The organism is Vibrio palustris, from assembly GCF_024346995.1.
In the GTDB taxonomy this organism is placed as follows: domain Bacteria; phylum Pseudomonadota; class Gammaproteobacteria; order Enterobacterales; family Vibrionaceae; genus Vibrio; species Vibrio palustris.
Window position 1 is genome coordinate 871,567 of record NZ_AP024887.1, and the last position, 13,189, is coordinate 884,755.

15 protein-coding genes are annotated in these 13,189 nt (G+C 44.5%); all 15 read left to right on the forward strand.

Annotation, left to right across the window (positions count from 1 at the left end; all coding sequences use genetic code 11):
* Positions 1–46: 46 nt before the first annotated feature.
* The 15 genes from yceD to OCU30_RS04320 all read left to right on the forward strand — a co-directional run bounded on the left by yceD (position 47) and on the right by OCU30_RS04320 (position 13,121).
* Positions 47–571, forward strand: a complete 525-nt coding sequence (gene yceD, locus OCU30_RS04250; RefSeq protein WP_077311766.1) for a 23S rRNA accumulation protein YceD — start codon at positions 47–49, stop codon at positions 569–571.
* 33 nt (positions 572–604) lie between these two features.
* Positions 605–775, forward strand: coding sequence for a 50S ribosomal protein L32 (gene rpmF, locus OCU30_RS04255; protein WP_074373232.1), 171 nt, complete (start codon positions 605–607; stop codon positions 773–775).
* Between the two features lie 9 nt (positions 776–784).
* Positions 785–1,810: a phosphate acyltransferase PlsX gene (plsX, locus tag OCU30_RS04260; RefSeq protein WP_077311768.1), complete on the forward strand. Its 1,026-nt coding sequence runs from the start codon at positions 785–787 to the stop codon at positions 1,808–1,810.
* 5 nt (positions 1,811–1,815) lie between these two features.
* Entirely contained in the window at positions 1,816–2,766 is a 951-nt protein-coding gene (locus tag OCU30_RS04265; protein WP_077311770.1) for a beta-ketoacyl-ACP synthase III, read from the forward strand.
* Positions 2,767–2,838: 72 nt separating this feature from the next.
* On the forward strand, positions 2,839–3,762 hold the full coding sequence (gene fabD, locus OCU30_RS04270) for an ACP S-malonyltransferase (protein ID WP_077311772.1): 924 nt from the start codon (positions 2,839–2,841) through the stop codon (positions 3,760–3,762).
* A gap of 29 nt (positions 3,763–3,791) precedes the next feature.
* The gene (fabG, locus tag OCU30_RS04275; RefSeq protein ID WP_077311905.1) at positions 3,792–4,526 is read left to right on the forward strand and encodes a 3-oxoacyl-ACP reductase FabG; all 735 of its coding nucleotides are present in this window, start codon (positions 3,792–3,794) and stop codon (positions 4,524–4,526) included.
* A gap of 232 nt (positions 4,527–4,758) precedes the next feature.
* The gene (gene acpP / locus OCU30_RS04280; protein ID WP_077311774.1) at positions 4,759–4,995 is read left to right on the forward strand and encodes an acyl carrier protein; all 237 of its coding nucleotides are present in this window, start codon (positions 4,759–4,761) and stop codon (positions 4,993–4,995) included.
* 92 nt (positions 4,996–5,087) lie between these two features.
* Complete coding sequence (gene fabF, locus OCU30_RS04285) at positions 5,088–6,332, forward strand: beta-ketoacyl-ACP synthase II (protein WP_077311907.1); 1,245 nt, start codon at positions 5,088–5,090, stop codon at positions 6,330–6,332.
* A 76-nt stretch (positions 6,333–6,408) separates the two neighbouring features.
* Entirely contained in the window at positions 6,409–7,215 is an 807-nt protein-coding gene (gene pabC / locus OCU30_RS04290) for an aminodeoxychorismate lyase (protein WP_077311776.1), read from the forward strand.
* Complete coding sequence (gene mltG / locus OCU30_RS04295) at positions 7,209–8,222, forward strand: endolytic transglycosylase MltG (protein ID WP_077311778.1); 1,014 nt, start codon at positions 7,209–7,211, stop codon at positions 8,220–8,222. The genes pabC and mltG overlap by 7 nt, the downstream gene beginning before the upstream one ends.
* Positions 8,222–8,851 (forward strand): dTMP kinase, encoded by a 630-nt coding sequence (tmk, locus tag OCU30_RS04300; protein WP_077311780.1) that lies wholly within the window; start codon positions 8,222–8,224, stop codon positions 8,849–8,851. Before mltG ends, tmk begins: the two co-directional genes overlap by 1 nt.
* Positions 8,852–8,865: 14 nt before the next feature.
* Complete coding sequence (gene holB, locus OCU30_RS04305) at positions 8,866–9,831, forward strand: DNA polymerase III subunit delta' (RefSeq protein ID WP_077311782.1); 966 nt, start codon at positions 8,866–8,868, stop codon at positions 9,829–9,831.
* Complete coding sequence (locus OCU30_RS04310) at positions 9,822–10,589, forward strand: TatD family hydrolase (RefSeq protein ID WP_077311784.1); 768 nt, start codon at positions 9,822–9,824, stop codon at positions 10,587–10,589. The genes holB and OCU30_RS04310 overlap by 10 nt, the downstream gene beginning before the upstream one ends.
* 433 nt (positions 10,590–11,022) lie before the next feature.
* The gene (locus OCU30_RS04315; RefSeq protein WP_077311786.1) at positions 11,023–12,645 is read left to right on the forward strand and encodes a PTS transporter subunit EIIC; all 1,623 of its coding nucleotides are present in this window, start codon (positions 11,023–11,025) and stop codon (positions 12,643–12,645) included.
* Positions 12,645–13,121: an RDD family protein gene (locus OCU30_RS04320; RefSeq protein WP_077311788.1), complete on the forward strand. Its 477-nt coding sequence runs from the start codon at positions 12,645–12,647 to the stop codon at positions 13,119–13,121. The genes OCU30_RS04315 and OCU30_RS04320 overlap by 1 nt, the downstream gene beginning before the upstream one ends.
* Positions 13,122–13,189 lie beyond the last annotated feature (68 nt).

The window sequence follows — 13,189 nt, forward strand, 5'->3', positions numbered from 1 at the left end:
CTTTTTCTTTGACTAAATATGTTTTGGAAGATAATATTCTCGCCCTATGCAAAAGGTAAAAATACCGCGGACGGTTGATCCCGGCAAAGCCGCTCAGAAACGCCTTGACTACGATGGTATCATCCAAGTCAGTCTTTTAAAGCGCTTAGCAGAATCAGTCGCCAGCGTTAAACGCGACGCTCAAGTAACATTGTCATTTGGGTTGGATGAGCAGCGACTCGTTGTTATCTCTGGTAAAGCTAACATCGATGTAGACTTAGAATGTCAACGCTGTAATCAGGTCTTCGCATTTGCATGCGATGTCGAATTTACTTATACGCCTTATTTTAGTGCGAAAAGTGAAGAAGACGCACCGGAAGAGTATGATTTGGTAGATCTAAACGAATACGGTGAAGTAGACCTTATCCAGTTAATCGAAGATGAAATCATCCTCGGTTTGCCTCATATAGCAATGCACGAAGAGTCTGAATGTAGCGTTGATTCAAACAATTTGGTGTTTGGTGAACTTCCGACTGAAGTCGAAGAAGACAAACCGAACCCATTCGATGTTTTAAAAAGTTTGAAGAAATAATTTCAAACATTACTTAACATAGGAGTAGGGTCAATGGCCGTACAAAAAAACCGTAAAACACGTTCTAAACGTGGCATGCGTCGTTCACACGATGCGCTTACTACAGCTGCCCTATCTGTAGATGCGACATCAGGTGAAACTCACCTACGTCACAACGTGACTGCTGACGGTTACTACCGTGGCAAAAAGGTTATCAACAAGTAAGGTTGACCTTTGCGTAATTTAACCGTTGCACTTGATGCAATGGGCGGAGATTTCGGTCCCCGTGTAACAGTGCCTGCCGCCGTGCAGGCACTGTCGCTTTTCCCAGAGCTAAAAGTGTCCCTAATAGGCGATCAATTGCAAATCGCCCATCAACTATCCTTGCTCGATTGCCAGCCGAATACTCGTTTGAGTATTGTGCATAGCGATCATGTCATTTCTGATTCCATCAAACCCTCACTTGCGTTACGTCACAGTGCCAAGACTTCGATGAATATGGCCATTGATTTAGTCGCAAATGGAGAAGCCGATGCGTGTGTCAGTAGTGGTAATACAGGGGCATTGATGGCATTGTCACGATTTCGTCTTAAAGTGTTACCCGGTATTGATAGGCCAGCGTTGGTGTCAGCGTTACCTACCGCACAGGGTAAGAAAACGTGGATGTTGGATCTGGGCGCGAATGTGTCTAGTGATGCAGATTCCTTGTTTCAATACGCGATTATGGGAGCGGCATTAGCAGAAGAGCATTTAGGGCGTCCTGCTCGCGTGGCAATATTGAATATTGGTGCCGAGGAAATTAAAGGGAACGACCTTGTAAAGCGCTGCTCTGAGATGCTCAGTCAAACACAATCGGTTAACTATGTTGGCTATATTGAGAGTAATCAGATACTTTTAGATAAAGCCGATGTGATTGTGAGTGACGGGTTTGTCGGAAATATTTGTTTGAAAGCCTGCGAAGGCACTGCACAACTCTTTATTGATAAGCTGAAAGCGAAATTTTCAGGTTCATCCATAAAGGGTTGGGTTGCTCGAAAATTGTTTGCAGATTTATTTATTGAACTGAAAACATTGAACCCCGACCAGTATAACGGTGCAAGTTTGCTAGGATTGCGAGGCATTGTCATAAAAAGTCACGGAAGCGCTGACGTACACGCTGTTGTAAATGCAATTTCTGAAGCGGTACACGAAATCAAACGACAAGTACCCAGCCGGATAAGCGATCGTTTGGAAGCGATTTTACTCGAGAGGCATCATTAGTCTTCATGTATAGCAAAATTTTAGGTACAGGCAGCTACCTGCCATCTCAGATTCGCTCGAACGCGGACTTGGAGAAAATGGTAGACACAAGTGACGAGTGGATTGTGACTCGCACGGGTATTCGTGAGCGCCGGATTTCTGCAGAAAATGAATCTGTAGCAGATATGGCAACCATTGCCGCTAAGAATGCCATTGATATGGCAGACATCGATAAAGATGACATCGACATGATCATTGTCGCGACCACGAGTGGTAGTCATGCTTTTCCATCGGCAGCGTGTCAAGTACAAGGTAACCTTGGTATTAAAGGTTGTCCTGCATTTGATATTGCGGCGGCATGTTCTGGTTTTGTTTACGGATTATCGATTGCGGATCAACATATCAAATCGGGTATGTGTAAAAACATTTTAGTGATTGGCGCTGATGCGCTATCTAAAACCTGTGATCCAACAGACCGTTCAACCATTATTTTATTTGGTGATGCAGCTGGCGCCGTAGTGCTTAGCGCGAGTGAAGAACCGGGTATTTTATCGACTCATATTCATGCTGATGGTGAGTTTGGCGACTTGTTAAGCCTTGAAACCCCAGATAATGGTGGTGACTCTGATAAGTGGTTACATATGGTCGGTAACGAAGTCTTTAAGGTCGCGGTCACTCAGTTATCAAAATTGGTGAAAACGACATTAGCGGCGAATAATATGGATAAGTCGGAGTTAGACTGGCTTGTTCCGCACCAAGCGAACCTGCGTATTATTTCTGCGACAGCGAAGAAATTGTCATTGCCTATGGATCAAGTTGTAATTACGCTTGATCGCCATGGTAATACGTCAGCGGCGACAGTACCTACTGCGCTGGATGAGGCTGTTCGCGATAATCGTATTAAACGCGGCCAAACCTTGTTACTAGAAGCGTTTGGTGGTGGTTTCACTTGGGGCTCTGCTCTGGTGAGATTTTAATTAAGATTTTGATAGCATAAGCGGTACCTTTAGGTACTGCTTATGCTTTTATTTTGCGTAAGGAAATAGAGAATGAGCAAATTTGCTATCGTCTTTCCAGGTCAAGGTTCACAAGCGGTAGGTATGCTTGCTGATCTCGGTGACCAATATGAGATTGTCAAACAAACGTTTGCAGAAGCGTCGGATGCACTCGGTTATGATCTATGGGCATTGGTTCAAGATGGCCCGGCTGACGATCTTAATGAGACCTTCCGTACACAGCCAGCTTTACTAGCGGCCTCTGTTGCAATTTGGCGTGTATGGCAAGATTTAGGTCTTGAACAACCTGAACTTCTCGCAGGTCACAGCTTAGGTGAATATTCTGCATTAGTTTGTGCTGGCGTGATTGACTTTAAAGAAGCTATCCGTCTAGTACAGCTACGTGGTCAATTGATGCAAGAAGCCGTTCCTGCCGGCATCGGCGCAATGTACGCGATTATCGGTTTAGCCGATGATGCGGTTGCAAAAGCGTGTGAAGATGCAGCGCAAGGTGCGGTGGTTTCTCCGGTTAACTTTAACTCGCCAGGTCAAGTTGTGATCGCGGGTGAAAAAGCAGCTGTAGAACGTGCTGGTGCATTGTGTAAAGAAGCAGGAGCAAAGCGTGCTCTGCCGTTACCTGTATCCGTTCCGTCACATTGTGCATTGATGAAACCTGCGGCCGATAAATTGGCGCAAGCTTTGAACGATATTGAGTTCCACGCACCTAAACTGCCGGTCATCAATAATGTTGATGTGATAGCAGAAACGGCTCCAGAAAAAATTAAAGACGCATTAGTCCGTCAGCTTTATAGCCCAGTTCGTTGGACTGAAGGCGTGCAAGCAATGAATGAGCAAGGCGTTGAGAAGTTAATTGAAATGGGACCGGGTAAGGTTCTGACTGGATTAACAAAACGTATTGTTAAAGCACTTGATGCAGCTGCAGTGAATAATGTCGCAACATTAGATGCGGTTAAGTAAAAAATAGGAAGCTAAACATGAGTACTTTCATGAACCTAGAAGGCAAAGTAGCACTAGTTACCGGCGCAAGCCGTGGAATTGGTAAAGCGATTGCTGAGTTATTAGTTGAACGCGGTGCGACTGTGATCGGCACAGCAACCAGCGAAAACGGTGCACAATCTATTGATGCTTACCTTGGCGACAATGGTAAAGGTCTCGCATTAAATGTGACTGACCCTGCATCTATTGACGCAGTATTAAAAAATATTGCTGATGAGTTTGGTGGCGTAGACATTTTGGTTAACAATGCGGGAATCACTCGTGATAATCTGTTGATGCGGATGAAAGACGATGAGTGGACAGATATTCTGGACACGAATTTGACTTCTATCTTCCGTATGTCAAAAGCGGTATTGCGTGGCATGATGAAAAAACGTCATGGCCGTATTATCAACATCGGCTCTGTTGTTGGTACTATGGGGAACGCTGGCCAAGCGAACTATGCGGCAGCTAAAGCAGGCGTGATTGGTTTTACTAAATCAATGGCTCGTGAAGTGGCTTCTCGTGGTGTGACAGTGAATACTGTTGCTCCTGGTTTTATCGAAACTGATATGACTAAAGCTCTGAATGATGAGCAGCGCTCTGCAACACTAGCGCAAGTTCCAGCAGGTCGTTTAGGCGATCCGCGTGAGATAGCTTCAGCGGTGGTATTCTTAGCATCAGCAGAAGCAGGGTACATGACTGGCGAAACATTGCACGTTAATGGCGGCATGTACATGGTTTAATGCCATTTCTATACTGAGTTCGAGGAAAATCTATGATAGACTTCGAGTTCTATGTAGGGTTGAAATAAGTTTGTATATTATTTACGCATGACTTATATCAATATTGGTATGAATTTCGGTTAAAATCGTCAAAATTGTGGTTTGACCAGCAAGGTCCCCCTTGCAACTTTCCGTAGTTCTAATACACTACGGGAACATCGCATTAGGCGAAATCTGTAAAGGAAAAGAAAAAATGAGCAACTTCGAAGAACGCGTAAAGAAAATCATTGTTGAACAGCTAGGTGTAGACGAAGCAGAAGTGAAAAACGAAGCTTCTTTTGTTGAAGATCTAGGTGCTGATTCTCTAGACACTGTAGAGCTAGTAATGGCTCTTGAAGAAGAATTCGACACTGAGATTCCTGATGAAGAAGCAGAGAAAATCACTACTGTTCAAGCTGCAATCGACTACGTGACCAGCAACGCTCAGTAATATCTCTCCCCAGGCGGCCCTCTGGCCGCCTGAGTTTTTTATAACTCATCTATTACCTCTCATAGAATTTCTTGATTCCGGAGATTATGATCGTGTCCAAGCGTCGTGTCGTTGTCACTGGCATGGGTATGTTGTCACCTGTTGGCAACACTGTAGAATCATCTTGGAAAGCCCTGCTAGCTGGTCAAAGTGGTATCGTTAATATCGATCACTTTGATACTACTAATTTTTCTACGCAATTTGCAGGTCTAGTAAAAGACTTCAATTGCGAAGAGTACATGTCCAAAAAAGATGCCCGTAAAATGGATTTATTTATCCAATACGGTATCGCTGCCGGTATCCAGGCACTGGATGATTCCAATTTAGAGATCACTGAAGAGAATGCTGCTCGTGTGGGCGTTGCTATCGGTTCAGGCATCGGTGGGTTAGAACTTATCGAAAAAGGCCATGATGCACTTCTCGAAAAAGGTCCGCGTAAAGTAAGCCCATTCTTCGTTCCTTCAACCATTGTGAATATGGTAGCGGGTAACCTCTCTATTATGCGTGGCCTACGTGGTCCCAATATTGCTATCTCGACTGCCTGTACCACAGGTTTGCACAACATCGGCCATGCGGCTCGTATGATTGCCTACGGTGATGTCGATGCCATGGTAGCTGGCGGTAGCGAAAAAGCGTCTACTCAGTTAGGTATGGCGGGTTTTGGTGCGGCTAAAGCATTGTCAACGCGTAATGATGACCCACAAAAAGCGTCTCGTCCTTGGGATAAAGGCCGTGATGGTTTTGTGCTTGGTGATGGTGCGGGCATGATGGTACTTGAAGAGTACGAACATGCGAAAGCACGCGGTGCTAAAATTTACGCAGAAATCGTCGGATTTGGTATGTCAGGTGATGCTTATCACATGACTAAACCGACTGAAGATGGCTCAGGCGGCGCACTCGCAATGTCTGCAGCTATGCGTGATGCGGACATCGATGGTACGAAAATCGGTTATGTGAATGCACACGGCACGTCTACACCTGCGGGTGATGTTGCAGAAGTTCGTGGTATTAAACTCGCGCTTGGAGAAGAAGGCTCTAAACAAGTTCTTGTTTCTTCAACAAAATCTATGACTGGCCACCTATTAGGTGCTGCTGGCTCTGTAGAAGCGATTGTGACGGTACTGTCATTGGTTGAACAGATTGTTCCACCAACGATTAACCTAGACGATCCAGAAGATGATCTGGATATCGATCTCGTCCCGAACGAAGCGCGTAAAGTCGAAGGTATGGAATACGCGATGTGTAACTCATTTGGATTCGGTGGCACCAATGGTTCACTGATTTTCAAACGCATCTAACACGTAGTATTACGTGATTTGAGTTCGAACGGCTTGATGCTTTGCATTAAGCCGTTTGTGTTTATAGGGATAGACAATGATGTTGATTAATGGAGTCTTTGCTGACCATATCTCTGCCAGTGATCGTTCTTTTCAATATGGCGATGGTTGCTTTACGACCATGCTGACACGTCATGGGCGTATTCAACAATGGCAGTATCACCAAGAACGCATGCAAGCATGCTTAGATATGTTGGGTATTGTGTTAGCTGATTGGGCTGACGTTGAAAGTTGGCTTGCTCAAGCCATACTGCCGGATACTCAAGCTGGCTTAAAACTGCATGTGAGTCGTGGTCATGGAGGAAGGGGATACAGCGCCGCTCAAGTTTCACAGCCCACGGTAACTATTCGTGCTTTTGCGTTTCCTCATCATTATACTACTTGGCAATCCGACGGTATTGCGCTCGGTGTATGTCAACACCCTCTCGGGTTAAGCCCCTTACTGGCTGGTCACAAACATAATAATCGTTTAGAACAAGTCTTGATGAAAGCTGAGATGGATTCAGCAGGACATCCAGATGGATTATGCTGTGATATTAATGGCCACGTCATTGAAACAACGATGGCGAATATTTTTTGGGTAAAAGACGGTACACTCTATACTCCTGATCTCGCGAATTCTGGAGTGGCGGGCGTTGCGCGCCGCAGAGTCATCGAGCTTACAAAATACGATGAGCTTGATTTAGCCATTGGGCAGTATTCACTTGCGGCTATCTGGGACGCGGACGAAGTCTTTATCACTAATGCGATGTTAGGGGTCGCACCGGTGCGCCAAATTCAACAGCAAGTGTATTCTATTGGTTCGCATACACGCCGTTTTCAGAAGAGGTTTCATTTGTGTTAAAAAAAATACTGATATTAGTAGTGGCGCTCGCTGTGTTAATTGGAGCTGGGTTTGGTTATGTCATACATGGGGTTGATCGCTACCTTAACCAGCCACTTAACATTGAACAAAACCAACTTGTCACGGTGCCTTTTGGTACGAATATTAATCGTGCTATGGATATTTTGGTAGACAAAAAGTGGGTTCAACCGAGTTCACTAGCGCGCTTTGTGCGTCGTTTACATCCAGAGTTAGTCTCTATCAAAGCTGGGACTTATCAATTAACGCCATCGATGACATTAAAAACCGCATTGGAACATATTGTCTCAGGCAAAGAGCATCAATTTGCTGTGACCTTTGTTGAAGGCAGTCGTTTTAGTGAGTGGCGAGATATCTTAGCAAATAATTCCTATTTAAAGCATACCATTACAGGTATGAGCGAAGCAGACATAGCGACTAAACTTGGGATTCAACATAGTAAACTGGAAGGCTTGTTTTTAGCGGAAACCTATCACTTTACGGCTGGGAAAAGTGATATTGCGATTTTGCGCCGAGCGCATAATAAGCTGATGACGTACCTGGACGCACAGTGGCAAGAGCGAGATGAGTCTCTACCATTGAAATCCCCCTATCAAGCGTTAACATTAGCCTCCATTATTGAAAAAGAAACCGCTTTAGCAAGTGAGCGTCAGCGTGTCTCTTCCGTGTTTGTGAATCGCTTGAATAAACATATGCGTTTACAAACCGATCCGACGGTGATTTATGGTATGGGCGATAATTACCATGGGAATATCCGTAAGCGCGATCTGCATCGAGCCACACCTTATAATACCTATGTGATTCATGGGCTCCCACCAACACCGATTGCGATGGTTGGGAAAAATGCGATTGATGCAGCGCTGCATCCAGAGAAAAGCGATTATCTCTATTTTGTCGCCAGTGGTGATGGTGGTCATGTTTTCTCTAAAACGTTGACCCAGCATAATCGCGCAGTACGTGCCTATTTAAGAAAATTGAGAAATAAATAATGAACGGTAAATTTATAGTTATCGAAGGTCTTGAAGGGGCTGGTAAAAGTACGGCGATTAATGCTGTAGTTGCAACCCTCAAAGCGTTTCAAGTCGATGATATTGTACGAACACGAGAACCTGGTGGAACGGTGCTGGCGGAAAAAATGCGAGCACTGGTTAAAGAAGAACACGCAGGTGAACAGTTGCAAGATATGACCGAACTACTGCTGATGTATGCGGCACGTGTGCAATTAGTCGAGAATGTTATTAAACCAGCTTTGTTAAAAGGGCAGTGGGTGGTTGGTGATCGCCACGACTTATCTTCTCAGGCTTATCAAGGCGGGGGCCGCCAAATCGATGCAGCAACGATGGCAAACTTGAAGCGGACTACATTGGGAGAGTTTAAACCGGATCTGACATTGTACTTGGATATTGACCCGCGGGTGGGGTTAGAGCGTGCCCGTGGCCGTGGTGATTTAGACCGTATTGAGAAAATGGATATCGGCTTTTTTGAACGTACTCGTGAGCGTTACCAAGCGTTAGCTGCGCAAGACAGTTCAGTGGTAACAATCGATGCCGAGCAAGGGATAGATGCCGTTGCTCATGATATCCAAGTTGCATTGACGCATTGGTTTTCCGCTCAGTAAAAATGGGGACAAATATGGCAACGAGCTCTCCGTGGTTAACCCAAGCTTGGCAAGATTGGCAGGCCCGTCTGCAAGCGAATACGTTTTCGCATGCAACTTTGGTTCATAGTCAGCAAGACCTTGGTATTTACTCACTCGCCCACTGGTTTGGGCAAGCATTGATGTGTACGACTTCACAAACCGAACCCTGTGGTTTTTGTCATGGCTGTGACTTAATGCGTTCTGGAAATCACCCTGATTATCACGTGGTGAGGCCAGAAAAAGAAGGTAAATCGATTACGGTTGAACAGATCCGGGCGTGTAATCGTTGGGCACAAGCGTCATCGCAGATGTCTGGCTATCGAATGATCATTATTGAACCCGCTGATGCAATGAATGAGTCGGCAGCCAATGCATTACTCAAAACATTAGAAGAGCCATCCTCACATTGTGTGTTTGTGTTATTGACACAACATATGAATCATTTGCTACCAACGATTATTAGTCGTTGTCAGGTGCTGTCTATCGCTACGCCGTCTCCGCAAGTGATAACGGAATGGCTTAAGCAACAAACGCAACGAGATATTCCTGTCTATGCGGCGCATTTGAATGGTAATTCACCGATCCAGACTCAATCGTTTATTGAGTCGAAAGGTATAGAAGAGTACGCTAATATTGAAGCGGCATTTTTACGTGCTGCAGCGGATGATATCACTGGTGTGACTGAGTGTGCGAGCTTAGTCGCTTCCTCACCACTTGTACGATTACAGTGGTTATGGTTTTTAGTCAGTGATGCGCAAAAAGTGCATTTTGGCCTCACTCAACCCGAGTGTGTCCCCGGCGCTAAGTCGCTGTCACAGGTGTTATCCTATGATCAGTTATACCGCTGCGGACAAACCATTATCAAGTTGATAGAGCAACTACGCGAGTTTACTGGATTAAACTCAGAGCTTCTTATCATGGATTGGCTAATGAATATTAATGAGGACACATGTTTGTAGATTCCCACTGCCATTTAGACAGGCTCAATTATGACGATTTGCATAGCGGAATAGAGCAAGTACTGGCCAATGCAGAGCGCGTCAATGTGCAAGAATTTCTTTCCGTAAATTGTACTATGGACACGTTTCCGGCGATGTTGGAGATGATTAACCATCATGCCAATGTGCACGCCTCATGTGGCGTCCATCCCTTGGATGTGAACAGTGCATTTTCAATGGAAACGTTTCGTGAATACGCCAAGCACGACAAGGTGGTCGCGATTGGTGAAACTGGGTTAGACTATCATTATCAACCTGAGACGGCGGAATTACAAAAACAACGTTTTAAGCAGCAAGTAGAGTTAGCCGTTGAGCTAAATAAGCCTTTAATTATCCATACTCGCAATGCAAGACAAGACACGTTGGATATTTTACGTGAGGGCGGTGCAGAGCGTTGTGGCGGTGTCATTCATTGCTTTACCGAAGATTTAGCGTTTGCTCAAGCTGCAATGGAGCTAGGATTCTATATTTCGATTTCTGGTATTGTGACGTTTAAGGGCGCTACTGACTTACAAGAAGTGGTAAAAGAACTGCCTTTAGACCGTTTACTCATTGAGACCGACTCACCTTATTTGGCTCCAGTGCCGTATAGAGGTAAAGAAAATCAGCCCGCTTATGTGGTTGAAGTCGCGACGTACATCGCACAGCTTAAAGGTATCACTGTTGCGGAAGTGGCACAGCAAACCACACAGAACTTTAAAGATTTATTCATTCGTTAAGCGATATTAAGGGAAAAAACACCACAGCATTTTTGTTTATGCTCGCTCGTTTTTCTCTTTGATAACAAATGTCCGGCTTATATTGATGTCTTTTTCAGCATTTTATTTTAAAAAAATGCGCGTACACGAAAATAGCCTATTATTTGTACATCTGATTTACTTATTTTGAAAGGTGAATTAAATATGTGTAAAAATAGTGGCTTATCGTATATTAGTGTGATTTTTGTTCAGTTCTTAGTGTGATCTGTTTATTACTTTAGAACTTAATTTAATTCGTTACTAGAAACTTTGAGGCGCATCAAGATATATTTAGAGCCGGAAAATATAATGCAAGTGCATGACACAATTCCTTTGAGACTAGCATCTTAAGGCTGCGGGGGTGTGCCGCTAGTTACTCAAAATATTCTAATAACTCACTCAGGAGCATTTACTCATGAAAAGTTTCTTTAGTAAACTTTCTCAATCCATCATGCTACCGATAGCGCTGCTTCCAGCTGCCGGTATTATGTTAGGGATTGGTGGTAGTTTTACCAACGCACAGATGGTAGACGCCTACAACATTGAAATTCTACAACCAGGAACCGTTCTAAACAGTTTCCTACAAGTTATGACAGCAGCAGGCGATATTGTTTTCGCTAACTTACCTGTTATGTTTGCATTGGCAATTGCGATTGGTTTTGCTAAAGCAGAGAAAGGTGCCGCCGCATTGGCCGCATTGATTTCTTACTTGGTAATGAACGTTGCTATTGCAAAAACGTTAGTTGTGGGCGGCATGTTAGATGCCAGCACAAATACCGTTGTGCTAATGGGCGAACACTACTCTGGTATTCTTGCCAACACACTGGGTATTAGCAACACGCTAAGTATGGGTGTATTTGGTGGTTTGATCTCAGGTGCGATTACGGTTGTATTACATAACCGCTACCATGATGCAAAACTTCCTGACTACCTAGGCTTCTTTGGTGGGGCACGTTACGTACCTATCATTAGTGCTTTCGCAGCTTTATTCTACGGCATCGTTCTTACGTTTATTTGGCCATTTTTTGGTGCTGCTTTTGGTGCAATCGGTATGGCGTTGGGCGAACTTCGCGCGTCAGGCCTTGGTTACATCGCCTCGTTTATCTTCGGTATCATTGAACGTTCATTGATCCCTGTTGGTCTTCACCATGTATTCTACTTGCCATTATGGCAGACAGAAATTGGTGGTACGGCGAATATCGCGGGTGAAGTGGTAAAAGGTACACAAAATATCTTTTTCGCGTCTTTAGCGACTGGCGATTTCTCTCAGTTCTCATCAACGAACTTTATGACGGGTAAATTCCCATTCATGATGTTTGGTTTGCCAGCGGCTGCTTATGCAATGTATACCGTTGTTGACCCAGAAAACCGCAAAGCGGCAGGTGGTCTTCTATTCTCTGTTGCACTGACGGCGTTCTTGACAGGTATTACAGAACCGATTGAATTTACATTCTTGTTCCTATCACCTGCATTGTACTACTTCTTGCACGTGCCATTGGCGGGGCTTTCTTTCCTACTAATGGATGTGCTGGGTGTGAAAGTTGGTATGACCTTCTCTGGTGGTTTCATTGATTTCTCACTATTTGGTGTCTTGCCTGGCCTAACAGGTGTTGATAACCATTGGTACTACATCCCTATCGTTGGTGTTGCTTACGCATTTATCTACTTCTTCTTGTTCCGCTGGTACATTCTGAAGTTTGATATTAAAACTCCAGGTCGTAAGGGCAGTGCCGTTGCCGTGGTATCTAAGCAAGATTACCGTGATGCGAAATCGGGTAGTTCAGCTGGCGATGATGGCAAGGCTGCACAAATGATTGAAGCACTCGGTGGGCAAGATAACATTGTTGATGTTGATGCGTGTATTACACGTCTACGTATTACCGTGAAAGATGCCAACATTGTGAAAGAAAATGATTACTGGACCACGCAATTAGGTGCTCGAGGCCTAGTGAAAGTGGGTGATACTGGTATTCAAGCGATTTACGGTGCTCAAGCAGCAACGTATAAAGCACAAATCAACGCGCAATTAGGTCGCTAATGAGCGTTAAGGAAAAATTTAAGCGCACTGGGGCATTCGTGATTGATTTTTCGATTGTCAAAATGTTTGCTCAAGTCCTCATCGGTGGCGTGTATTACGCCATCATGGGCTTTAGCTCAAAACATCAGACAGGCGGTTTGATTTCATTAAACAGTGATGCTGCTTTGCCGATTTTATTGGCATTAAGTGTGCTTATTTTGGTCCTCTTTATTGGTATTTATGTTGGGTATCATTGGGTGTGTTATCGTTTTCTTGGCAACTCACTCGCCCGCTTTTTTATGCGAGCGAACGTTGTATCACGAGTCGATGGCAACCCATTAGATAAGCGCACCTATTTTGAGCGTGAGTTTTATAAAATTAGCTTATGTGTCGGCACTATGGGTCTGTATGCTCTGTACAGTGGTGCACAGTATTATTCGACCGGTAATGCGCCTTATCATGACAATCGTTGTTCAGCGCGAGTTGACATCGATTAGACCTAAGTAATACCCGTAAAGCAAAAGCCAACGCCTAGCGTTGGCTTTTTTGTGTCTGAAAGGGAGGG